The 22,849-nt window shown below is 62.8% G+C and carries 21 protein-coding genes and 2 tRNA genes; 12 read left to right on the top strand and 11 right to left on the bottom strand.

The window, feature by feature from the left end; genetic code table 11:
• Nucleotides 1-54 precede the first annotated feature (54 nt).
• The 4 genes from IWX64_RS00950 to IWX64_RS00935 all read left to right on the top strand — a co-directional run bounded on the left by IWX64_RS00950 (nucleotide 55) and on the right by IWX64_RS00935 (nucleotide 2,063).
• A tRNA-Thr gene (locus tag IWX64_RS00950) sits at nucleotides 55-126 on the top strand.
• Nucleotides 127-183: 57 nt separating this feature from the next.
• Nucleotides 184-257, top strand: a tRNA-Met gene (locus IWX64_RS00945).
• Nucleotides 258-401: 144 nt separating this feature from the next.
• Nucleotides 402-968 carry a type 1 glutamine amidotransferase domain-containing protein gene (locus tag IWX64_RS00940; RefSeq protein ID WP_196865283.1) on the top strand — a complete coding sequence of 189 codons (567 nt, stop codon included), beginning with the start codon at nucleotides 402-404 and terminating at the stop codon, nucleotides 966-968.
• Between the two features lie 153 nt (nucleotides 969-1,121).
• A complete protein-coding gene (locus IWX64_RS00935) occupies nucleotides 1,122-2,063 on the top strand; it encodes a DUF2797 domain-containing protein (RefSeq protein ID WP_196865282.1) in 942 nt (313 codons plus the stop codon).
• A gap of 10 nt (nucleotides 2,064-2,073) precedes the next feature.
• Here the strand turns inward: IWX64_RS00935 and IWX64_RS00930 are convergent, their stop codons facing one another.
• The 5 genes from IWX64_RS00930 to eat form a co-directional block, all read right to left on the bottom strand.
• Nucleotides 2,074-2,856 carry a 3-oxoacyl-ACP reductase gene (locus tag IWX64_RS00930; RefSeq protein WP_245345566.1) on the bottom strand — a complete coding sequence of 261 codons (783 nt, stop codon included), beginning with the start codon at nucleotides 2,854-2,856 and terminating at the stop codon, nucleotides 2,074-2,076.
• A gap of 28 nt (nucleotides 2,857-2,884) precedes the next feature.
• Complete coding sequence (locus IWX64_RS00925) at nucleotides 2,885-4,252, bottom strand: aldehyde dehydrogenase family protein (RefSeq protein WP_196865281.1); 1,368 nt, start codon at nucleotides 4,250-4,252, stop codon at nucleotides 2,885-2,887.
• Complete coding sequence (locus IWX64_RS00920; protein WP_196865280.1) at nucleotides 4,233-4,994, bottom strand: gamma-glutamyl-gamma-aminobutyrate hydrolase family protein; 762 nt, start codon at nucleotides 4,992-4,994, stop codon at nucleotides 4,233-4,235. Before IWX64_RS00920 ends, IWX64_RS00925 begins: the two co-directional genes overlap by 20 nt.
• Nucleotides 4,975-6,351 carry a glutamine synthetase family protein gene (locus tag IWX64_RS00915; protein WP_196865279.1) on the bottom strand — a complete coding sequence of 459 codons (1,377 nt, stop codon included), beginning with the start codon at nucleotides 6,349-6,351 and terminating at the stop codon, nucleotides 4,975-4,977. Before IWX64_RS00915 ends, IWX64_RS00920 begins: the two co-directional genes overlap by 20 nt.
• Nucleotides 6,352-6,414: 63 nt before the next feature.
• Nucleotides 6,415-7,842 (bottom strand): ethanolamine permease, encoded by a 1,428-nt coding sequence (gene eat, locus IWX64_RS00910; RefSeq protein ID WP_196865278.1) that lies wholly within the window; start codon nucleotides 7,840-7,842, stop codon nucleotides 6,415-6,417.
• A gap of 155 nt (nucleotides 7,843-7,997) precedes the next feature.
• Here eat and IWX64_RS00905 point away from each other — a divergent pair, with 155 nt between their 5' ends.
• The 5 genes from IWX64_RS00905 to IWX64_RS00885 all read left to right on the top strand — a co-directional run bounded on the left by IWX64_RS00905 (nucleotide 7,998) and on the right by IWX64_RS00885 (nucleotide 11,121).
• On the top strand, nucleotides 7,998-8,771 hold the full coding sequence (locus IWX64_RS00905; RefSeq protein ID WP_196865277.1) for a FadR/GntR family transcriptional regulator: 774 nt from the start codon (nucleotides 7,998-8,000) through the stop codon (nucleotides 8,769-8,771).
• A gap of 99 nt (nucleotides 8,772-8,870) precedes the next feature.
• On the top strand, nucleotides 8,871-9,110 hold the full coding sequence (locus IWX64_RS00900; RefSeq protein ID WP_196865276.1) for a hypothetical protein: 240 nt from the start codon (nucleotides 8,871-8,873) through the stop codon (nucleotides 9,108-9,110).
• 54 nt (nucleotides 9,111-9,164) lie between these two features.
• Complete coding sequence (locus IWX64_RS00895) at nucleotides 9,165-9,614, top strand: FAS1-like dehydratase domain-containing protein (RefSeq protein WP_196865275.1); 450 nt, start codon at nucleotides 9,165-9,167, stop codon at nucleotides 9,612-9,614.
• A complete protein-coding gene (locus IWX64_RS00890; protein ID WP_196865274.1) occupies nucleotides 9,614-10,051 on the top strand; it encodes a MaoC family dehydratase in 438 nt (145 codons plus the stop codon). Before IWX64_RS00895 ends, IWX64_RS00890 begins: the two co-directional genes overlap by 1 nt.
• Complete coding sequence (locus tag IWX64_RS00885) at nucleotides 10,048-11,121, top strand: UDP-N-acetylmuramate dehydrogenase (protein WP_196865273.1); 1,074 nt, start codon at nucleotides 10,048-10,050, stop codon at nucleotides 11,119-11,121. The genes IWX64_RS00890 and IWX64_RS00885 overlap by 4 nt, the downstream gene beginning before the upstream one ends.
• A 2-nt stretch (nucleotides 11,122-11,123) precedes the next feature.
• Here IWX64_RS00885 and asd read toward each other — a convergent pair whose 3' ends face one another.
• The 4 genes from asd to IWX64_RS00865 form a co-directional block, all read right to left on the bottom strand.
• Entirely contained in the window at nucleotides 11,124-12,278 is a 1,155-nt protein-coding gene (gene asd / locus IWX64_RS00880; protein WP_196865272.1) for an aspartate-semialdehyde dehydrogenase, read from the bottom strand.
• 67 nt (nucleotides 12,279-12,345) lie between these two features.
• Nucleotides 12,346-12,909 (bottom strand): dihydrofolate reductase, encoded by a 564-nt coding sequence (locus IWX64_RS00875; RefSeq protein ID WP_196865271.1) that lies wholly within the window; start codon nucleotides 12,907-12,909, stop codon nucleotides 12,346-12,348.
• Entirely contained in the window at nucleotides 12,906-13,667 is a 762-nt protein-coding gene (locus tag IWX64_RS00870; RefSeq protein ID WP_334683125.1) for a thymidylate synthase, read from the bottom strand. The genes IWX64_RS00875 and IWX64_RS00870 overlap by 4 nt, the downstream gene beginning before the upstream one ends.
• Before the next feature lie 98 nt (nucleotides 13,668-13,765).
• Complete coding sequence (locus IWX64_RS00865; protein ID WP_196865269.1) at nucleotides 13,766-15,682, bottom strand: primary-amine oxidase; 1,917 nt, start codon at nucleotides 15,680-15,682, stop codon at nucleotides 13,766-13,768.
• An 89-nt stretch (nucleotides 15,683-15,771) separates the two neighbouring features.
• Here IWX64_RS00865 and IWX64_RS00860 point away from each other — a divergent pair, with 89 nt between their 5' ends.
• From IWX64_RS00860 to IWX64_RS00850, 3 genes are all read left to right on the top strand, one after another.
• Nucleotides 15,772-16,359 (top strand): TetR/AcrR family transcriptional regulator, encoded by a 588-nt coding sequence (locus IWX64_RS00860; RefSeq protein ID WP_334683039.1) that lies wholly within the window; start codon nucleotides 15,772-15,774, stop codon nucleotides 16,357-16,359.
• A gap of 153 nt (nucleotides 16,360-16,512) precedes the next feature.
• On the top strand, nucleotides 16,513-17,922 hold the full coding sequence (locus IWX64_RS00855) for an aldehyde dehydrogenase family protein (protein WP_196865268.1): 1,410 nt from the start codon (nucleotides 16,513-16,515) through the stop codon (nucleotides 17,920-17,922).
• A 136-nt stretch (nucleotides 17,923-18,058) separates the two neighbouring features.
• Nucleotides 18,059-19,594, top strand: coding sequence for an APC family permease (locus IWX64_RS00850; protein ID WP_196865267.1), 1,536 nt, complete (start codon nucleotides 18,059-18,061; stop codon nucleotides 19,592-19,594).
• Between the two features lie 60 nt (nucleotides 19,595-19,654).
• On the opposite strand, the gene IWX64_RS00845 is transcribed toward IWX64_RS00850, so the two are convergent.
• Both IWX64_RS00845 and IWX64_RS00840 read right to left on the bottom strand, forming a co-directional pair.
• Nucleotides 19,655-20,620 (bottom strand): NUDIX hydrolase, encoded by a 966-nt coding sequence (locus IWX64_RS00845; protein WP_196865266.1) that lies wholly within the window; start codon nucleotides 20,618-20,620, stop codon nucleotides 19,655-19,657.
• Entirely contained in the window at nucleotides 20,620-22,842 is a 2,223-nt protein-coding gene (locus IWX64_RS00840; protein WP_196865265.1) for an RNA degradosome polyphosphate kinase, read from the bottom strand. Before IWX64_RS00840 ends, IWX64_RS00845 begins: the two co-directional genes overlap by 1 nt.
• Nucleotides 22,843-22,849: the final 7 nt, after the last annotated feature.

The raw sequence follows: 22,849 nt of genomic DNA, 5'->3' as shown, positions 1-22,849 counted from the left end.
GGCCGGATCCTGATTTCGCCTTGATGGCAGAAGCTGGTAAAGTTTTTTGCTGTTGCCCCCCTAGCTCAGTGGTAGAGCGCGTTCTTGGTAAGAACGAGGTCACCGGATCGATTCCGGTGGGGGGCTCTCAAATGGGAGTCCCGTAAGCAGGCCAATGGCCCGGCTGCGGGCACACTCATTTGTGGCGGTGTAGCTCAGCTGGTTAGAGCGCACGACTCATAATCGTGAGGTCCCGGGATCGAGTCCCGGCACCGCTACAGATACAGCAGGTCAGAGGCCCCGAGCCGCTGGCCTGCTTTTTTGTTCCCTCCCTCACCCCGAAAACTAGGCAGCTTGCTTATCACCCACGGGCTTCATAGGGTTGATTTGTACGACATCGACGTTCTGACACAGGAGGAACCATGTCCCCCCATAATCTTTCCGGCAAAAAAGTTGCCTTCCTACTCACCGACGGCGTGGAGCAGATTGAGCTCACCAGCCCCTGGGATGCCGTCAAGCAGGCCGGCGGCGAACCGGTCCTCGTTGCTCCAGGCAGCGGCACCTTGCAGGGCTTCAACGGCACAGACAAGGGTGACACCTTCACCATTGATCTGTCGGTCGCGGACGCCTCGGCCGGGGACTTCCACGCGCTGGTGCTCCCCGGCGGCGTCGTCAACGCGGACCACCTACGCGTCGACAAGGACGCCCAGGAATTTGCCCGTGCGTTCTTCGCCCAGCACAAGCCGGTGGCAGCGATCTGCCACGCACCGTGGCTGCTCATCGATGCAGGGGTGGTCAGCGGCCGCGACCTGACGTCGTACCACACGCTGCAGACCGACCTCCGCAACGCTGGCGCCAACTGGATCGACGACGAAGTGGTCACCGACCAGGGCTTTGTCACCAGCCGCACCCCGGACGACCTTCCCGCCTTCAACGACAAGATGCTCGAAGAGATCGCCGAGGGCGAGCACGAAGGCCAGACCGCCTAGGTCCCCTTTTACGCAGTGTTTAACCGAGGACGCAGTGTTTAACCGAGGACACAGTGTTTGACCGAGTACACAGCGTTTGACTGAAGGACCGGTGGGAAACCGTCGGTCCTTCAGCATGTCCGGGCCCGTCCCCTGGGTGTCTACAGTAGAGGCATGGCTGCCGAACTTTTCCTGTGCCGGGGGGTGAGCTGGCATCGGGAAGGGCCGGTGCTGTCGCTTGCCACTCCGGAGGGGACCGCCCAGGAACTGAGCCTGGATCAGGCAGCCGCGGCCGGCCCGGGCGGCGTGGACCTGGGGTTCCGGATCCTGAGTCAATTCGGGGAACGGTACTGTCTGGGGTTCCACCGGGTCTACGGGCCCGACGCGCGGGAGCACACGCCCTGCCCACGGCAGGACACAGCCGCCCGGGGGTACCAGTGCGGACCCTGCTTCGCCCGCGACGACCTGCGGTTCATGCACGACGTGCACCGGTCCGGAGTGGAGCCGGCGGGCCTGCTCAGCTACCTTGCCCAGAACCACTGGCTGTACGTCGCAACGTTCGCAGACGGCGCCTCCAAGGTCGGAACGGCCGCGGACCTCCGTAAATGGCATCGGCTCGCTGAACAGGGCGCCGTCGTCGCGCGCTATGTGGCCTCCGCCGACGACGGGCAGATCGTTCGCGTCCTGGAAGACGCGGTGACCCGCGCTGTCGGGTTGGCTCAGGCCGTGCGGTCGGCGGCGAAGACCGCTGCCCTGGCTTTGTCGCGTGACGGGGCAACCCTCGACGGGATCAACGCGGAGTTCGCTGGAAGTGTCAGGGCACTGCTCCGCGACGGGCTGGACTTATCAGGGTTTCGGGTGATCGATGAAAAGTGGGTGGCGCCGTCGTCGTGGTCCCGGTTGCTTGCCAGTACCGGACCGCAGCTTTACCCGCACAGTCTCGCCGCCGGTGAGCACGGATTTCAGGTCGAGGCCATGGTCGGCGCCGCCGCGCTGGTTCTGATTCGGGGGTCGGAGGTGCCGTTCCTCGTCGACCTGGCCCGATTGAAGGGGCAACGGATCGAGTTGGGAAGGTATCAATCGGTGGTTCCCGAAGTCCAGGAGGCGTCGTTCTGACGAGCAAGTCTCACTCGGGTGTTACGTACGCGCCGCTAATACCTCCGTCTACGAGGAAGGTCGATGCTGTGATGAAGGAGGAATCGTCGCTGGCGAGGAACGCTACCGCAGCGGCGAGTTCTTCCGGTTCAGCGAAGCGGCCCAGCGGGACATGAATCAGCCGGCGGGCGGCTTTCTCGGGGTCCTTAGCGAAAAGTTCTTTCAGGAGCGGCGTGTTGACCGGACCGGGGCATAGTGCATTGATTCGGATGCCCTGACGCGCAAATTCGACGCCGAGCTCTCGGCTCATGGCTAGGACCCCTCCCTTGGATGCGCTGTAGGATATCTGGGATGTTGCTGCACCCATGACGGCGACGAACGATGCCGTGTTGATGATCGAGCCCTTGCCTTGGGTCTGCATGTAGGGGATGGCGTATTTGCAGCAGTAAAACACCGAGGTGAGATTCACCTCCTGCACCTTACGCCAAGCATCGATACCGGTCTCCAGAATTGAACCGTCCGCGGCAGGGGAAATGCCGGCGTTGTTAAAGGAGATGTCCACACGCCCATAGGTTTCATTCGTGATGGCGTAAAGGTTCTTGACCTCCTCTTCGTTTGTCACGTCGACCTTGACGAAGAGACCACCGACTTGTTCTGCGGCACGCAGGCCGGCGGTCGGGTCGACGTCGGCGATGACGACATGAGCTCCTTCAGCGGCGAATCTGCGGGCGGTCGCCAAACCGATGCCACTAGCGCCACCAGTGATTACGGCGCTGCGGCCCTCGAGGCGGCTGGAGATGATCTGCTGGGTCATTTCTTGCTCCCTAGTGTTGATGTCGGAGTCACGGGTGAGTGGCAATGAAGACGTTCTTGGTTTCGGTGAAGGCATCTAGGGCATCGGGGCCGAGCTCGCGGCCGAGTCCTGATTGCTTGAAGCCCCCGAAGGGCGTGGAGTACCGGACTGAGGAATGGGAATTCACCGAAAGGTTTCCGGAATCCAGACCGCGCGCCATCCGCAGAGCACGACCAATGTCCCTGGTCCAGATGGACCCCGAAAGCCCGTAAATGGAATCGTTGGCAAGGCGGAGGGCATCGGATTCATCGGTGAAGGGAACAACCGCCACGATCGGCCCGAAAATCTCCTCGCGCATTACCCGGTCATCCCGGGAAGGAGTCAGCACCGTTGGTGGAAACCAAAAGCCCTCACCGTGCGGCGCGGTCCCCTGGAAGGCGATGGCGGTGCCGGAAGGAACGAAGCCGGAAACCGTCTGGCGCTGTGCGGCGGAGATCAGCGGACCCATGAACGAGTTCGCCTCGCGGGGGTCTCCGACCTTCAGCGACTTCACCAGTGGTTCCAAAAGTTCAAGGAACTTCTCGTACACAGTGTCTTGTACAAGGATTCGGGAGCGGGCGCAGCAGTCCTGGCCAGCATTGTCGAAGGCCGCGCCGGGCGCAGCGGCGACTGCCTCCTCGAGATCGGCGTCGCCGAAGATGATGTTGGCGCTTTTACCTCCGAGTTCAAGAGTGACCGGTTTGACCTGCTCGGCGCAGCCGGCCATGATTCGCTTGCCAACCGTGGTCGACCCGGTGAACACCACCTTCCGGACCGACGGGTGGGTGACGAATCGCTCTCCCACCACAGAACCCTTGCCCGGGATAATTTGCAGCACTCCCTCGGGAAGACCAGCTTCCAGAGCGAGCCGTCCGATCCGTAGTGCGGTCAGCGGGGTCACCTCGGCGGGCTTCAGGACAACAGTATTTCCAGCGGCAAGCGCGGGAGCGAATCCCCAGGCTGCAATGGGCATCGGGAAGTTCCAGGGCACAATCACGCCAACGACACCGAGAGGTTCGTGAAAGGTGACGTTGATGCCGCCGTGTACTGGAATCTGTTGGCCAAGGTGGCGTTCCGGGGCGGCGGAGTAGTAGTACAGCACATCTCGAACGTTGCCTGCTTCCCACCGCGCATTGCCGATGGTGTGTCCGGCGTTCCGGACTTCCAGCTGGGCGAGGTTTTCAAGGTCGTCGTCCACGGCCGCGGCAAAACGGCGCAAGAGCATTCCGCGGTCGGCCGGGGCAACGTGTCGCCAGGCCTCGAAGGCCGTCGCCGCCTTGGCTATCGCATGGTCGGTGTCCTGCAGGCTGGCCAAGGAAACGGTGTCGATGATCTCCTCGGTGGCCGGGTTCAGGACGTCAAATGTGGTGGTCGACATTGATGGTTCTCTCCGTTCGTGTTCTGGAGTAGGCGCGGGCGGCTTCAATGAATCCCTCAAACAGCCGGAGATCTTCAGGGCCCTGTTCGGGGTGGAACTGCACGCCAAGGACCCATCCTCCTGAGGTCGTTTCGACGGCTTCGATGGTTCCGTCAGCCGCCTTTGCGGTGACATGGAGCTCGGCGGCAACCCGGTCGAGAGCCTGATGGTGATAGCAGGGGGCTGTGGCCCGCGGCCCCAGCAGGGATGCGCATATACTGCCGGGTGTGGTCGTGAACTCGACAGTTCCGAAGACGCCGGGCGCGGGTTGATATCGCGAGTCAGGCAACACATCAGGGACATGTTGAATGAGCGATCCGCCCAGGGCGACGTTGAGGATCTGGGCACCACGGCAGATGGAAAACAGTGGTAGGTCCGCCGCCATAGCCGCGCGGGTCAGGGAGAGGTCATGGCTGTCCCGGTGGGGTTGCGCAAAGGTCAGCGCATGTTGTCGGGCGCCATAGTGTTCAGGGCCGACATCGGTGCCGCCAGCAATGATCAACCCGTCTAGCAGATCGATAATAGAGGGGTCGGAGCCGATGGGCGGCAGGAGCACAGGTGTTCCCCCCGCTGCCACAACCGCGTCGACGTAGGTGCCCGGGAGGAGGGCGGCGTTCGCAGTCCACACTCCCCATGCGGCCTCCTGGTAGTAGGTAGTCAGCCCGATACGCGGGCGGTAGGGCTTAGAGGCGCTCAAAGACACGCCTCCTCTCCCAATCCGTAACAGCGCTGTCGTAGGCCTTCAGCTCCACGCCGGCGGCGTGCACATAGTGGTCAACAACCTCGTCGCCGAAGGATTTCCGGGCAATCTCACTGGCTGCCAGCAGTTCACGGGAGTCGCGCAGGTTTGTGGGAATCCGGTCGGCCTCCGACTGGTAAGCGCTGCCTTGGGTAACTGCCTCCAGCGTGAGCTCATTTTCGATGCCATGGATGGCCGCAGCGATAAGTGCAGCGGCGGCGAGGTAGGGGTTGACATCTCCACCGCCCACCCGGTTTTCCACCCGCAGGCCAGCTCCGTGCCCGACCACTCGCAGCGCACAACTGCGGTTGTCTAGGCCCCATGCAATTGCGGTGGGCGCGAAGCTGCCTTCAACGAACCGTTTGTAGGAGTTGATGTTAGGGGCTACGAAATAGGCCATCTCCTTCAGAGAGGCCAACTGGCCCGCGATGAAGTGTTCCATGACGGGGCTGAAGCCGTGCTCGCGGTCGCCAGCTAGGACGGGTTTCCCATCGAGGTCAGTAAGGCTGAAGTGAATGTGGCAGGAATTGCCTTCCCGTTCGTTGTACTTTGCCATGAAGGTGATGCTTTTGCCCTGCTGGGCAGCAATCTCTTTGGCACCGTTCTTGTAAAACGCGTGGTTATCGCAAGCGGTTAGAGCCTGCGCATACCGGAAAGTGATTTCCTGTTGGCCGTAGTTGCATTCGCCCTTGGAAGATTCGACGATCAGGCCAGCCTTCTCCATACCTGTGCGGATACTTCGGATGACTGGTTCCAGCTTTGCCGTTGCGAGAAGGGAATAGTCGATGTTGTACCGGGTGGAAGGGGTCAGGCCTTCGTAGTTTGTCTTCCAGGCTTCCTCGTAGGTGTCATCGAACATGATGAACTCAAGCTCAGTGCCGATATGGGCGCGGTAGCCCATCGCTTCGAGCCGTTCGATCTGCGCCCTGAGGATTTGCCGGGGGGACTGACTCACCGGACGGCCGTCTGGCCAGAGAATGTCGCACTGGATCATCGCCGTACCCGGCAGCCAGGGGACAAGCCGTAGCGTGGAGACATCGGGTCGCATGACCATGTCCCCATAGCCGTTCTCCCAGGAAGACATCGCGTAACCGTCGATGGTGTTCATTTCCACGTCGACGGATAGCAGATAGTTGCAGCCCTCTGCCCCGTGCCCGAGTACGTCCTCGAGGAAGGAACGGGCGCCGCAGCGTTTACCCTGAAGGCGACCCAGAGAATCGGTGATGGCCACCACTACGGTATCGATCTTTCCGGCGGCGACCTGCTCCCTTAACTCATCGATGCTCAGTTGTGCCTGTGTGCCAATTGCCTGATCGGTCATCTGTTATCCGTCGCTTCGACTTGGTTCGGGGATGGGTGGGGTGAAAGCTGGGTGACGCGGTGCTCAGTTCTTTAGCTCCGCCTCGGCCGCGGCCAGCCGGGCGAATTCCTCTTCGGGAGCGCCGGCGACAATGTGGTGGCGGCTGTAGAACCAGTAGTACAGCAGGGCCGCACCAAAGATTCCTGCCGTTATCGATGCCGCGAGCACATCGACAACGAAGGTGGCAACGACAGCGACGGCGGCCAGCGCCAGTGCAATGGAGGTCGTCACAACGCCTCCGGGGGTTCGGTAGCCACGGGGAAGGTCAGGTTCTTTCTTCCGCAGCACAATGTGGGAAAGGTTGAGCAGGACGTAGGACACGGTGGCGCCGAATACTGCGATGTTGATCAGGAGTCCGCCGTTACCCGTGGCGGCGGCCAGGATGAATCCCACGGTGCCGGGGATGATCAGCGCCCAGTAGGGCGTGCGTCGGCTGCCCGTGAGCGACAGCCACCGGGGAAGGTACCCGGCACGGGACAGGGCGAACAACTGGCGTGAGTAGGCGTAGATGATCGAGAAGAAGCTGGCCACAAGACCCGCAAGGCCCGCATAGTTGACGAATTCGGCGAGGACTGAGTTTTCACCGTAGACATGTCGCAGAGCTTCCGGGAGGGGGTTGTCGGAGGTACTCATGGCCTCCGACCCGCCTGCTCCCGGTACCAGAACAAGCATCAGCGCGCCGAAAACCACAAGGATCAGCATGGCGGCTATGATTCCGCGCGGCATGTCCTTCTTCGGGTCCGCCGTTTCCTCGGCGGCTAGTGGAACACCTTCGATCGCCAGAAAGAACCAGATCCCATAGACGAGGGCGCCCACGACACCGCTGATTCCCATCGGCAAAAATGCGCTGGAAGCGGGGGAACCATCCGGAACGATATCGAAAAGGTTCGCCGCACTGACGTGTGGGAGTAGGCCAATTACCGTGGCCGCCAACGCCACGACGGCGATAGCCGTGATCGCAAAGATCAGCCGAAGGGCCTCGCCCACACCCCGGAGATGGATTCCCACAAAAATCGCGTACGTCACCAGATAAACGGGCCAGGAGTTTGTCAGACCGAAGAGTCCTAGGGCTTCGACGTAACCACCGATGAAGATTGCAATGGCCGCTGGGGCAACTGCATACTCGATCAGCACGGCCATCCCGGTGGCGAATCCTCCCATGGGCCCCAGCGCGCGCCGCGCGAACCCGTATCCTGCGCCAGCGGCAGGCAATGTGGACGATAGTTCGGCCAGACCGAAAACCATGCATGTGTACATGATTCCCATCAGTACAAAGGCGATGAGGAGCCCACCCCAGCCTCCTTGCGCGAGGCCTAGATTCCATCCCGCGAAGTCCCCTGAGATAACGTACGCCACCCCGAGACCGGCTAACAGCACCCACCCGGCGGCCCCACGTTTGAGTTGGCGGTGCTCAAGGTATGTTTTTTCGGAGTCTGGCTGTTTCGATGCCATGCCGGTCCCTCTCTTCGATCTTAATGGTCTTTTATTAGTCCATGAAGTTGATCCCAGTGTGAGCTAAATCACGAAGTTCGTCAATGGTTTCCGCCTACGTCCGATCAGGCTCCGATAGCAATCGTTTTAGTTGCAGACCTGAATAGGATGGTGGCATGGAAGCCGAATCATTTGAGGGAGCGGCTCGGTTCCTTCGACCGGTCAGGCAGGGGAACGCCTTTGAAGAAACGATCGAGCGACTCTTGCGGAACATCAAACTGGGAATTCTTGCGGCCGGCGACAAGCTTCCCCCCGAGCGTGAGCTTGCCGATTTGCTGGGGGTGTCACGGGCCACCCTCCGAGAGGCCCTCGCCGAATTGCACAAAGCCGGATATGTCGAGGTCAAACGCGGCCGCTACGGTGGCACCTACATCGCACAGAACCGCCTTCCGGGGCCGGAAGCATATCCGAACATCAGCCCCGAGGAGGTTGAGGATGTGCTGATCCTCCGCGGTGTGCTGGAGCCGGCCGCGGCTTCCCTTGCCGCCAGGGCGAGGTTGTCCCCTCCCCAGCGTCGGCACCTACTCGATACCTTGGCGGAGGTGGCAGGGGCGTCGGCTAATGCCTATCGGCCCAAGGATGCGAGATTCCACGTGGCCATCGCGGAAGTAGCCGGCTCGCGGAGCCTGGCAACTGCCGTGGCTGATGCCCGTGCGAGAGTCAGCGATCTTTTGGACTGTATACCCCTGCTGGAGCCTAATCTTGAGCATTCCAACAAGCAGCACCAGAGAATTGTCGATGCCATCCTGAGCGGTAACTCCGAGGAAGCGTATGAGGCTACCGAGGATCATTTGCAGGGAACAGCCTCGCTGCTCCGTGGATTTCTTGGCACGTCCCGAAGCTCCACCCCTGAACCCCCCAGTGAATCCGGGCCTAGCCACGGTGAATGAAGCGGGAAGTGCCGCGAGCAGGCTGGTGGTGACCACGGATTGGCTCCCGATGCCTCCGCCTATGCGGGGCGGACGCCTATCCCCAGTAAACTGAATCTCATGTTGAACACCCCCTGGGACACCGGATCGGATCTGTACCGTCGGCTGGTGATCGCTGCCCTGGTGCTGACCGGCGCGGGAATCCTGATTGCCGTGCTCGGCGCCGTCACCGGTAGCAATGCGACGGTGTTCACCGGAATCCCCGTGCTGGCTGCAGGTCTCATCACCCACCTTGCTGGCCTCGTGGTCAGGACACGGGATGCCAGACGCCGGCATCAGGCCCGCGCTCCAAAGAAGTAACCTGCCCTGCACTAGGCTGGGATACGAACGTCGATCGCATCCGGCAGGAGCCCCATGACCATTAATCCCGAGCTGCAGGGCCGCAGCTATCCAGCAGGCGCCGTCTATACGGTGGGCCGCGAGAAGATCCGCGAATTCGCGCGGGCGGTGAAGGCTACCCACCCGTCGCACTACGACGTCGACGCCGCCCGCGAGCTGGGCCACCGCGACCTGGTGGCACCGCCGACCTTCGCGATCATTGTCGCCCAGCTGGCCGATGCCCAGCTGATCTCCGATCCGGATGCGGGCATCGATTTTTCCCGAGTCGTGCATGCCGACCAGCGGTTCATCCACCACCGCGCCATCGTGGCGGGCGACGAACTGGTCGCCGAACTCCACGTTGATACGGTCAGGGCCATGGGAGGCGGCGCAATGATCACTACCCGCGCCGAGATCTCGACTACCGACGGCGAAAAGACCGCCACCACGACGTCGTCGCTGCTGGTGCGCGGGGAGGAACAGTAATGGGTATTGCTATCGCCGACCTCACCGTCGGCCAGGAGATCGGCTCCGCCACCGTCGAGGTCACCCGGCAGGACCTGGTGAAATATGCGGGAGCCTCGGGTGACTTCAATCCGATCCACTGGAATGCCGACTTCGCGCAGGGTGTTGGCCTGCCGGGCGTGATCGCCCACGGCATGTTCACCATGGGCGCCGCCGTCCAGTTGGTCACCGACTGGGTGGGCGACCCCACCGCCGTCGTCGACTACCAGACGCGGTTCACCAAGCCGGTCATCGTCGAAGACACCACCGCTGCGGGCACTCCCGGCGCGGTAATCGAGGTGGCCGGCAAAATCGGTGCCATCGATCTTGACAATTCGACCGTCCGCGTGGACCTCACTGTGTTGTCGGCCGGGCTGAAGGTGCTGGTCAAGGCGCAGGCAGTGGTGCACATCTGGTGACCTCGCTTGCATCGCTGACCACAGCAGGGGTGGGCGGTCCCGCCCGCACCTACGTGGAGGCCCGCTCCGAAGCGGAGATCATCGACGCCGTCCGGTCCGCCGACAATTCCGGCGAGCCGCTACTGATCATCGCCGGTGGGTCCAACCTGATCATCGCCGACGACGGCTTTGCCGGCACCGTGGTGCGGCTGGCATCCACCGGATTTACGGTGAACGACGACAACGCCACCTGTGGCGGTGTCATGGTCACGGCGGAGGCTGGCCAGAACTGGGATGCCCTGGTGGAGTACACCGTGCTGCACGCCTTTTCCGGGCTGGAGGCGCTGTCAGGGATTCCCGGGTCCACCGGAGCGACCCCGGTGCAAAATGTCGGGGCCTATGGTTCCGACGTCTCGCAGACTCTCGCGACGGTCCGCACCTGGGACCGCGAAACCAAAACTGTTAAGTCCTTTACAAACTACGAATTGAAGTTTGGGTACCGGGACTCGCTGTTGAAGCACACCACCGTTGACGGATCGCCCCGCTACGTGGTGTTGACCGTTGAATTCCAGCTGGCGCTTGGACGGATGAGCGCCCCGGTCAAGTACGCCGAGCTGGCGCGGGAGGTCGGTGTGAACATCGGCGAGCGGGCTTATGCCAATGACGTCCGGCGGGCAGTTCTGAAGTTGCGCGCCGCCAAGGGGATGGTGCTCGACCCGGCGGACCGGGACACGTTCAGCACCGGATCCTTCTTCACCAACCCCATCGTGGATGCGGGGACAGCGGCGACGCTGCCCGAGAACGCACCACGGTATCCCACCGCGGAAGACAGTCAGGTGAAACTCTCGGCGGCCTGGCTGATCGACCAGGCCGGCTTTGGGAAGGGCTTTGGGCTGGCAGGTGATGACGGGTTCGCGGCCGCTGGTGGCAGGGCATCCCTGTCGACCAAGCACACCCTCGCCGTCACCAACCGGGGCGGCGCCTCGGCTGCAGACCTCCTGGCGATCGCAGCCCTGGTAGCTGACGGCGTCCACCACCAGTTCGGGATCCGCCTCCGCCCCGAGCCGCTGCTGATCGGCTGCGCGCTCTAGCCCTAGAGGTTTCCCGTGCTGATGAGGAGCATCCGGCGCAGGGGTTCGGCGGCTCCCCACAGCAGCTGATCGCCGACCGTGAAGGCGCTCAGGTACTGCGGCCCCATCTCCATCTTCCGGAGCCTGCCCACCGGAACCGTCAGGGAACCGGTCGCCGCGACGGGGGTGAGGTGGGACAGCGTTGCCTCTTTGGTGTTCGGGATGACCGTGGCCCACTCGTTGTCCTGGTCGATCAGTCGCTCAATCTCAGTGAGCGGAATGTCTTCGGTGAGCTTCACGGTCAACGCCTGGGAATGGGAACGCATGGCACCCACCCGGACGCAGAGGCCGTCAAACGGGATCCGTGCACCCCCGGCGCCATCGGTGCCCAGAATCTTGTTCGTTTCGGCGCCGGCCTTCCACTCCTCGCGGGACACACCGTTGCCCAGATCGGCGTCAATCCAGGGCAGCACCGAACCGGCGAGCGGTACCCCGAACTGCGAGGCATCCATCCCCGGGTTGCGCTGTTGGGCGAGGACCGCCTGGTCGATGGCCAGGATGGCCGACGCCGGATCCTCAAGGTTGGCGGCCACCGAGCCATGGATGGCACCAAACTGGTTCAGCAGCTCGCGCATGTGGCGGGCACCGCCGCCGGAGGCCGCCTGGTAGGTCATCGAGGTGCCCCACTCGACCAGGCCGTTGCGGAACAGTCCGCCGAGGCCCATCAGCATGCAGGAGACGGTGCAGTTCCCGCCCACGAAGTCACGTACACCGCGGGAGAGCCCCGCGTCGATGACATTACGGTTGACCGGATCGAGCACGATGATTGAGCTGGACTCCATCCGCAGCGTCGACGCGGCGTCGATCCACAGGCCGTCCCAGCCACTGTCGCGTAGCTTCGGGTACACCTCGGCGGTGTAGTCACCGCCCTGGGCAGTCACGATGGTGGACAGCTTTGCCAGCGCGTCGACGTCGTACGCGTCCTGAAGAGCAGGGGCGCCCTCAGCGAACGACGGCGCGGCGCCTCCCGCGTTTGAGGTGGAGAAGAACACGGGGTTGATCAGGCGGAAGTCGCCCTCGTCCTGCATCCGCTGCATCAGGACCGATCCCACCATGCCGCGCCAGCCCACAAAACCGACGCTGGGCAGGGACGATGAACTGTTTACTGCTGTAGTCATGCTGCAAGTCTAGGCGAGCGGTTCCACGAGCTCCGATTGGGTTACGAAGTGACGGTGACAGGAGCCGCTAGTCGGTGCCCTTGGTCCAGAGGCTGATCCGGTAGCGGGTGCCGTTGGCTCCGGAGAGCCACCCCTGCTGCGGGGTCACCCCGTCGAGTTGCCAGTCCGGGCCGAGCGTAGGGGCGAACGTGTCGCCCTTGGTGGTCGACTCGATGACCGTGACCACCGCCGCCTGGGCAACCGGCAGCGCCGCCTCATAGATCTGCCCGCCGCCGATGACCCAGATCTGCTCCGCACCAGGGCTGCGCCGGGCCTCCACGAATGCATCGTCCAGGGAGTCGACGACGACGGCGCCCGCCAGCTCGCCCGCTTCAAGTCCGTGCTTGCTCACCACGATGTTGGTCCGGTCCGGCAACGGGCGGTACTTGGCCGGGAACGACTGCCAGGTATGCCGGCCCATGATGACCGGATGGCCGAGCGTGGTTCGCTTGAAGTGTTCCATATCCTCGGGGAGGCGCCATGGCATGCCGCCGTCCTTCCCGATGACCCCGTTCTCGGTCTGGGCCCAGATCATGCCGATGAATGGTTCCCGGCCGATGGCGTCGATGATGCCGCGATTCTGGGAGCTCATACGGCGATCGGCGCCTTGATGGTGGGATGGTGTTGGTAATTCACCACGTCAAAGTCCTCCAGCGTGTAATCGAAGATGCTCTCGGGTTTACGGTTGATCAGCAATTGCGGGCTTGGGTAGGGCTGCCGGGTCAGTTGTTCGTTCACCTGTTCGACATGATTGTCGTAAATGTGCACGTCCCCGCCCGTCCAGATGAGTTCCCCCGGTTCCAGGCCCACCTGCTGGGCGACCATCAGGGTCAGCAGCGCGTAGGAGGCAATATTGAACGGGACACCGAGGAAGGTGTCGGCCGAGCGCTGGTAGAGCTGGCAGGACAGCTTGCCGTCCGCCACATAGAACTGGAAGAACGCGTGGCACGGTGGCAGGGCCATGTTGTGCAGTTCGGAGACATTCCAGGCCGAGACGAGGTGTCGCCGTGAGTCGGGGTTGTCCTTAAGGTCCTGCACTACCTGGGCGATCTGGTCGATATGCCCGCCGTCCGGTGTGGGCCACGAGCGCCACTGGACGCCGTAAACCGGGCCAAGTTCGCCGTCGTCGGCGGCCCACTCGTTCCAGATCTTCACTCCGCGCTCCTGCAGCCAGGACACGTTGGAGTCGCCGCGGAGGAACCACAGCAGTTCCAGGGCGACCGATTTGAAGTGCACGCGCTTGGTGGTGACAAGGGGGAAGGAATCGGCGAGGTCAAAGCGCAGTTGGCGTCCGAACACGCTGCGCGTTCCGGTGCCGGTACGGTCGGTTTTGACCACTCCGTTGGCCATCACATCGCGCAGGAGATCTTCGTACGGTGTGTGGATGGGTTGTGAACTCACGCCCACCACTCTAGTGGTGGGCGTGTTACACCTCAAAAGGCGCGCGGTCAGCTGTGACAGTGCCCGCCAGCAGCCGGCGCGCTCGGTGGGACGTCCAGGACCGGGCTGCGGTCGAAGAAGCCCTCCGGGCGGAGCTTGAAACCCACGGTGTCCACCGGCATGATCGGCCAATCCTCAATCCGGGGGAAGTGCGTCAGTCCGAAGGTATGCCACACCACAAGGTCCTGCCCGTCGAGATCGCGGTCTTGAGCCACATACTCCGGAAGTCCACCGCCGCCGCCATGCTGGTTGACGAAGTCACCGGTGGGGTATTTCTCATCCTCAGCGAACCGCGTCACCCACAGATCCTTGGTGGCGAAAGCCGCACGACGCGCGATGGAGGACTCCGGATCCGCCAACAGGGTGGGCTGGCCCTCCGAGTGCAGCTTGTACCCCACCGGCTCGCCGAGGCGATTACGGGACTCCGGGTTGGAGATCACCCAGGTGCGACCACTTTGCGGATTTCCTTCCCGCACGCTCTCGGACTCCCTGGCCAGCACCGTCCGCTTGCGGGAGAACGCGTTGCCGCGCGGGTTCTCTGGTCCGATGGCCTGCCGGACGATGTCTTCTTCTTCCACCCGGTTGGTGAAACCATCGATGGCCATGTCGAGGCGGGCGCTGAAGAGGTGCTGGTGGAATGGTGCTCCAAGCCCCGGCGCCAACTGTGACATGTTCGGCGACCCGTCCTCCGGATAGGCGCTGGTGAAAACAACGCCTGTGGCTTTGGCCTCGAACTCGATGGTGCCGTCGAGATAGAGGTACCAGAAGAATCCGTAGTCGTAGTTGCCCACCGTGGTGAAGAACGAAATCACGAGGCGACGGTTGCGCCGTGTGTAGTTGATCTCCGACCATAGGTCGCTGTGTTTGGCGAGGACACCCCAGTCTTCCTCGTGGATGCACACTGCGTTTCGGATTTCCCGCGGATTCCCGGCGGCATCGCTGACCGCGGGACTGAGGTAGGTGATGTCACCCAGACAGTCACAACCGAGTTCCAGTGAGTTGGCGTACTGACCGACCAGATACTCTCCGGTGTCGAAGTAGTTCTGCCACGACCGAACAGGGGAGGGGTCACCGTAGGGCACCACCATTTCAGCGATGGATGCCCGCTTGATGATGGGCCGAACCCGGCCCTTGTCTTTGAAGGAGAGGTTGTGGAGCACCACGCCCTCACGGACATCGAAGCCAACGTCCACACTCCAGTTCTCCCAGTCCAGGTGATTACCCCCGGTGAGGGTGAAGCTGGGCCCCTCGGGCTGGGTGATGCTGATCGGCTTCTGCGAGGTGCGCAGCGGCCCCGTTAGTTCGGGATCGGTGTAGTTGCCGTGTTCCCTGGGTATCGGCACCGCGCCTAGATCGATGACCTGCGTGACCTCCTTGCTGACGACGTCGACGTACGCCACCAGCCCGTCGATCGGGTGCGCCCACGCGCTGTCCGTTTCGTGCTCCTGGACGAAGGCGAGCCCGCGGAGGATGCGGCGCCCCCTTTCTTCGGGGTACTCGTACACACCGGCTGACAAGGGTGCAACGCGTACACTGGCGACGTCAAGGTTTCTGGCGGCAAGGGCGGCAAGCCATCGCTCGTCGGTCGACAGCAGTTCCTCCACGGCCGCGAACTCCTCCTCAAGTACCGGGAGCTCACCGGTCACCGCCGTATCCAGTTCCACGCTGGACAACACCGCTGATGTGGTCGTCGAAACGACAACATCCAGCGGCGCGGAACCCGAGGTGTCGTGCAGGAACACGCGGAACCGGCGGCCCTCCTCGCCCGCACCCGATGAACGGCTGGGATCAACGAGTCCGAGATACGCGATCCTTCTCGTTGCACCGAGAAGGCCCCGATCCTGCAGGACGCGCCTGACCTCCAGAATTTCGTCCGCTGTGGCCAGCGCGTAGGAATTGGCAGTCGCTGTGGGTGACGTTGTCATGGGAATCCTCAGTCAGGTGTTTTTCTCTGTTTGTAGACTATGCCGAAGGTAAGATGGATCACAAGAGATCCTCGAAGGAGAATTGCGCAGTGCCAAAGATTGTTGATCATGACCAGCGGCGACTGGAGCTGGTGGATGCGACCTGGCGGATCATTGCGCGGCACGGGATCGAGGGCGCGACGATGCGCGACATCGCCCTCGAGGCCGGATTCTCGAACGGTGCACTGAAGCCCTACTTCCCCACGAAGGATGATCTGCTCACCTTTGCGTTCCGACATGTCTTCAATCGCACGAATAACCGGATTGCCCTGACTACCTTCAACCAGACCGGGCTTCACGCTATCCGTGCCTTGGGGAGGGAAGTTCTCCCCATCGATGAAGAGAAAATCAGCGAGGCGCGCGTTGTCATTCCGTTCTGGCAGAAGGCCGTCACGGACGAATTCAAGATGGCGATTCACCGCGAGTCGATGGAGCAGTGGCGGGTTGCGCTGAAGCGCCATCTCGGGGAGGCGCGGCAGGTGGGTGCGATCACTAGCGCGGTGCCGGACGCCGTCATCAGCGAGCAACTCATGAATCTGTTCCTGGGTGCGCAGATCACGGCAGCCCTATCACTGCCCGAGGACAATCTTCCCGCCTATACCGACCAATTGGATGGGTTTCTGAAGAATCTGTCGTAACGGAAATTCGCCCGCTGTCGAAAAAAGGTGACGAATGAGGGTCGCCGGGTCTACTCTGTAGCCAATGTGTTGCAGAACACATTTCACGGGGGGACCACAGCCTCCGGGTCGCTGTCAGGGACACCTGGCCCAACTACTCAAAGGGGAGTATTCATGGAAACCTACGACGCGCTACTGAAATCAATTACCCCGGCATCCGGACCCACGAGGGCTATCCAGGACCCCGCGACGGGTGAAACCGTCGGCGAGGCACCGGAACACACCGTCGCCGATCTGGAGGCTGCGATCGCGGCAGCCTCAGCCGCCCAGCCGGAATGGGCTTCGCTCGGCCATGCAGCGCGCACCGACATGCTGTTGAAGGCTGCCGACGCGATCGACCGCTCAGCCGAGGAGCTCGCCATCCTGCTCTCCCGGGAACAGGGCAAGCCACTCAACGGCCCCAACGCGCGCTTCGAGGTCGGCGCGTGTTCGGCATGGCTCCGCGCCGCCGCCACCGCGGTCCTCGAGCCGGAAACTGTAGCCGACGACGGCGAGACCTTCGCGCAGATTCACTACCGCCCCATCGGCGTGATCGGGGCCATCGGACCCTGGAACTGGCCCATGATGATCACAATCTGGCAGATCGCTCCCGCTCTCAGGATGGGGAACGCCGTCGTCGTGAAGCCGTCGGAGTACACCCCGCTGAGCGTTCTTGCGCTGATTCACGTGCTCAATCAGGAACTGCCGGACGGCCTGCTGGCCGCTGTCTGTGGTGATGGCGAGGTGGGTAGCCGCATGGTGGAGCACCCGGCGATCGGGAAAATCATGTTCACCGGATCCACCGCCACGGGCAAGGCGATCATCAAGTCCTCCGCTGACAGCGTCAAGCGGCTCACCCTTGAGCTGGGCGGAAACGATGCCGGCATCGTTCTGCCCGATGCGGACCCCAAAGCAATCGCCGAGGGACTTTTCTGGGGCGCCTTTATCAACACCGGCCAGACCTGTGCCGCACTGAAGCGCCTTTACGTGCACGAGGATATTTATGACGCTGTCTGCGAAGCCCTGACCGCAGTCGCCGAGGCAATGCCCATGGGAGTTGGGCTCGACGAAGCTAACCTCCTTGGACCGCTCCAGAACAAGCCGCAGTACGACATCGTGGCTCGCCTGGTGGATGCCGCGAAGGAATCCGGAGCCCGCGTGTTGACCGGTGGCAACCCTGATCCGGATCAGCCGGGATATTTCTACCCGACAACGCTTATCGCTGACATCGACAACGACAACCCGCTCGTTGCCGAGGAGCAGTTCGGCCCTGCCCTGCCGATCATTAAATACAGCACGATCGATGAGGCCATTGCGAAAGCAAACGGTCTGGAAGTTGGTCTCGGCGCCTCCGTCTGGTCGTCGGATGTCACAGCTGCACGCGAAGTAGCCGCGCGGATCGAAGCTGGCACAGTGTGGATCAACAAGCACGGCGCCGTGGACCCCCGCATCCCGTTCGGCGGCATCAAGCAGTCCGGGTACGGGCTGGAGTTCGGTGTCGAAGGGCTGAAGGGCGTGGCAGTCCCGCAGGTCATCAACGGGTAAGACTGACTCACTGGTCAACCGGCAACTGCATCACACAATTTGCTTCCAAGAGAGCAGCAGAAAAGTACTCGTGCGCAGGAGGAAGCTTCCGGAAAGGGTTCCGCATCGTCGGGACAGCTCATTGAGGAGATAGACCATGAACAGACCCGTTACGGCCTCCGACGGCGGATCAAGCGCCATCGATGGACCACGGACCATGCTGCGCCGCGGCAGGCTGGGAGTCATCGGCGTCGTATTCTTCGTCGTCGCCGCCGCGGCGCCACTGGTTGGCATGACCGGCGCCGTCCCGATTGCGATTGTGCTGGGAAACGGCGCAGCCGCACCCGGAGCCTACCTGGTGGTTGGCCTGACGCTGTTGCTCTTCAGCGTTGGGTATTCAGCGATGAGTCAGCGTGTCACCAATGCTGGCGCCTTCTTCGCCTACATTGGGCGTGGTCTGGGACCGAACGTCGGCCTCGGGTCCGCGTTTGTATCCCTGATCGCCTACGTGGCCATCCAGCTCGCGATCTTTGGTTTCTTCGGCGGGTTGATGGCTGGACAGATGGGTGCGCTCGGCCTTGAACTGCCATGGTGGTTGTGGACGCTGAGCGCGTGGGCGCTCGTCACTGTCCTGTCGATGGCAAGCGTCGATGTGGGTGCGAAGGTGCTCGGAGCGTTGATGCTGCTCGAGGTGCTCGCCCTGGCGATCACCGCCGTTGCCATCCTGATCGACGGTGGCCCCGAGGGTTACGACTTCGTGGCCTCCTTCTCGCCCCAGGCCATCCTGGTTGGTGGACTTGCAGGCTCTGCCGGGATCGCCTTCGCCTTTGCTTTCGCGTCGTTCATCGGATTTGAAGCAACAGCGATCTATGGCGAGGAATCCAAGGACCCGAAGCGGATTGTGCCGCGCGCCACCTACCTGGCGGTGGGATTGATCACGGTCCTGTTCGCTGTCACCGCATTCGCGCTGGTGACGGGGATGGGAGCGTCGCGGGTGGTCGAAGCCACGGTGGAGTATTCGACGGTGGACGGCGTTCCGCTAGCCGACCCAGCCGCCGTGCTCTTCTCCCTGGCCACCGAATACGTGGGCGGGTGGATGGCCACGGTGATGAGTGTGCTCGTACTCTCGAGCCTGTTTGCAGGACTCCTCGCATTTCAGAATGCGGCCAGCCGCTACGTTTTTGCCCTCGGCCGTGGCGGAGTGCTGCCCCGCCCACTGGCACGGGTCAATGTCAAAGGTGCTCCCCAAAGCGCTTCCGTGACGACGTCCGCGGTCACGGGGATAGTGATCCTGCTCTTCACTCTGTTCCAACTCGAGCCCATCCTGAACATGTTCTACTGGTTCAGCGGCCTGGCAGTGGTAGCAATTGTGCTGATCGAAGCGATGGTCTGTCTCGCTGTCATCGCGTTCTTCCGCAAGAACAAAGGCACGGAGGGTATCTTCGTAACGATCATTGCCCCGATTGTGGCATTCGTAGGACTCCTGATCGGCGAATATCTCCTCATGTCCCGCTTCGGTCTGCTGGCCGGGACAACCGCCGAGGGCGTGGATCCCTCGGTGACGCCGTGGGGGCTGAGCCCGTTGGGCTGGGTCCTGATTGCCCTGCCGTTCGTCGTCCTCGTGATCGGCTACCTCTACTCACGCGTCGCCGCCCCGGAAAACGAGGAATTCATCCGCGACGAATTGTCCTGAAGGTCTCAATGAGGGAAGAGTTTGAATCTCCGCGCAGTAACGCTCAACGGCTGGTCCGGTTTAGTCGTCGTAGGCCCTGAACTGTTCAACGGCGACGATGCGGCCGGGGACCGTGCTGCTGACATGGCTGATAAGCACCTCGCCGGGGGCCAGGAAAGGGTCATCGACCGGTAGGGCTGCGGCCAGCTCCTTCGTCATGTGGCGCCGGAGGACGCCGAAAACTACTGGTAAGACGGGGCGGTGGGTGCAGAGCGCCACCGGGCGACACTTGTCGAAAAGCTTCTCGACAGTGGCGGAGGCCTTGTCCGGTTTGCGGCCAGCGTTGCGCTCGGTGATCGAATCGGCGAGCTTGAGCTTGATGTCCTTAGACGTGAGATAGGGCGCGACCGTCTGGATACACCGCTCCCACGGACTGCTCACCACCCAGGACGGATGCCAGGCCTCGAGAAGCCGGCTCACCGCCACCGCCTGGCGGCGGCCGGTCGCGGCCAGGGGGCGTTCACCCTCGGCCCGGGTCCACGAGGACCGAGGCTTCGCCTTGGCATGGCGGACGACAATCAGGGGCCAGGTGGCCAGCTGATCGGCCTTGTACGCCGCTATCAGTGATTCGAGGGGTTCCCGGTCCGTGGGGTTGGTTAGGAGCTCGGACGCGCGGGCGGGGGAGACCCAGAGGAACTTGTCCACTTCCTTGCCATCCGGCCGCACCACCATGCGCTCGGTACGTGCTGCCCAGTAGTGCACCAGTTTCATGCCCGATCCGACGGGATAGCGGGTGGAGGCCAGAGGGATTCCCAGTGAAACCCTGATGCCAACCTCTTCCTCGACCTCTCTGATGGCGCACTCGGGGGTGGTCTCGCCGGGGTCGATCTTTCCCTTGGGCCAAGACCAGTCCGTGTAACGGGGGCGGTGGATGAGCAGCACCTCGAGCTGGCCCTGCTCCTTCCGCCAGCAGATGGCACCCGCGGCAACAACCGCGGGTTCCGTGTCCCGGGTTGCAGTGGAGACAACCTCGTCGGTCGTGGCCATCAGCGGCGAATCGCTGACCGGTTGCGCGCACGGGACGCCAGCAGGTAGCTCTGGACATCGCTCAGGGGGCCGCCCTCGGCGTCCTTGTGATGCCGGGTCCACCCGCCGTCGCGATCCAGGTGCCAGCTCGCGGTGCCCTCATCCATATAACGGTCGATCAGTGACATGAGGTAGCCAATGTCTTCCGGTGCGCTCAACTGGACGAGGGTTTCCACCCTGCGGTCGAGGTTCCGGTGCATCATGTCGGCCGAGCCGATGAAGACCGCCGGATCCCCGCCATTGGCGAAGGCAAAGACCCGGGAATGTTCGAGGAAGCGGCCCAGCACCGACCGGACGGTGATGTTCTCGCTGAGTCCCGGCACACCCGGCCTGACCGAGCAGATACCCCTGACGATCACGTCCACCTTCACACCAGCCTGTGATGCCCGGTAGAGAGCATCGATCACGGCTTCGTCGACGATCGAATTGACCTTCACCACCACGCGGGCCGCCAGGCCAGCCTTCTGGTTGGCAATCTCCCGTTCAACCCGGTCGATCAGGCCGGAGCGCACCGAACGCGGGGCAACCAGCAGGCGCTTGAACGTGGACTTCGGTGCGTACCCTGACAGCTGGTTGAACAACCGGGACAGGTCCTGGCCAACCTGCTCGTTGGCGGTCAGCAACCCGAAATCCTCGTAGTAGCGGGCGGTCCGCGGGTGGTAGTTTCCGGTGCCGATATGGCAGTACCGGCGGAGGCCGTCGATTTCTTGCCGGACCACGAGGGACAGCTTGCAGTGGGTTTTCAGTCCCACGATGCCGTACACCACGTGGACGCCCGCCTGTTCCAGCTTGCGGGCCCAGGAAATGTTGGCCTGCTCGTCGAAGCGTGCCTTGATCTCCACCAGGGCCAGCACCTGCTTGCCGGACTCGGCAGCGTCGATCAGTGCATCAACGATCGGTGAATCGCCGGACGTCCGGTACAGCGTCTGCTTGATTGCCTGCACCTTCGGGTCCGCGGCAGCCTGCTCGAGGAACGCCTGGACCGACGTGGAGAACGAGTCGTACGGGTGGTGCAGCAAAATGTCGCGGCGGCGCATGGCAGCGAAAACGTTGGCCGCCTTCGAGGTTTCGCTTTCCTTCAGGTCCCGGTTGGTGTGCGGGACGTGCTTGGGGTACCGGAGCTCGCCCCGGTCGATGCTGCCAATCACGCTGAGGCCCCGCAGGTCTAGAGGCGCGGGCAGTCCGTAGACCTCGTCCTCTTCCACACCAAGTTCGCGGGAAAGCAGGGCGCGGATGCTGGGATTGATGTCGGTGGTGACTTCCAGGCGGACAGGTGGGCCAAACCGGCGGCGCAGCAGTTCCTTCTCCAGGGCCTGCAGCAGGTTCTCGGCGTCGTCCTCCTCGACCTCCAGATCCTCGTTCCGGGTCACCCGGAAGGTGTGCTGCTCAAGTACTTCCATTCCCGGGAACAGCTGGTCCAGGTGCACCGCAATGACCTCTTCCAGCGGGATGAACCGGGCGGTCCGACCGGTGACATTCCCCGCGCGGGGCCCATCCACGGAGATCAGGCGGGGGAGCTGGTCGGGCACCTTGACGCGGGCGAAGAGCTCCTTCTCGCTGACCGGGTTGCGGACGACGACGGCGAGGTTCAGGGAGAGCCCCGAGATGTAGGGGAAGGGGTGCGCGGGATCCACCGCCAGGGGCGTCAGGATGGGGAAGACCTTCTCCGCGAACAGGGTCGTCAGTTCGGCGCGGGCGGTGTCGTCGAGTTCATCCCAGGTGGTCAGGTGAATGTTCTCTTCGGCCAGGGCTGGCCGGATGTTCTCGGCGAAGACCGCTGCGTGGCGCTGCTGCAGCTTGTAGCCGTCAGCCATGATCTGTTCGAGCTGCTCAATGGGGCTCAGCCCCGCAGCGGATGGGACGGCGAGCCCGGTCGCGATGCGGCGCTTCAGCCCGGCGACGCGCACCATGAAGAACTCGTCCAGGTTGGACGCGAAGATCGAGAGGAAGCTGACCCGTTCCAACAGGTACAGATCCGGGTCCTCGGCCAGTTCAAGGACACGGGCGTTGAAGTCGAGCCAGCTCGATTCCCGGTCAAGGAACCGGTCAGGGGTGATGGCACCCGAGGGAAGCAGGCTGGGTGCGAATTCCGGGATATCGATACGGTCCTGGGTGGCACGCGCTGGTGCCACCTCGGATGAGCCGTACCGCGCCGGAACGCGTGCTGCGATTTCGGATTCCATGGTGTCT

The organism is Arthrobacter sp. CAN_A212 (assembly GCF_015752345.1).
Lineage (GTDB): Bacteria > Actinomycetota > Actinomycetes > Actinomycetales > Micrococcaceae > Arthrobacter_D.
This window is presented reverse-complemented; position numbering and strand designations above follow the sequence as displayed.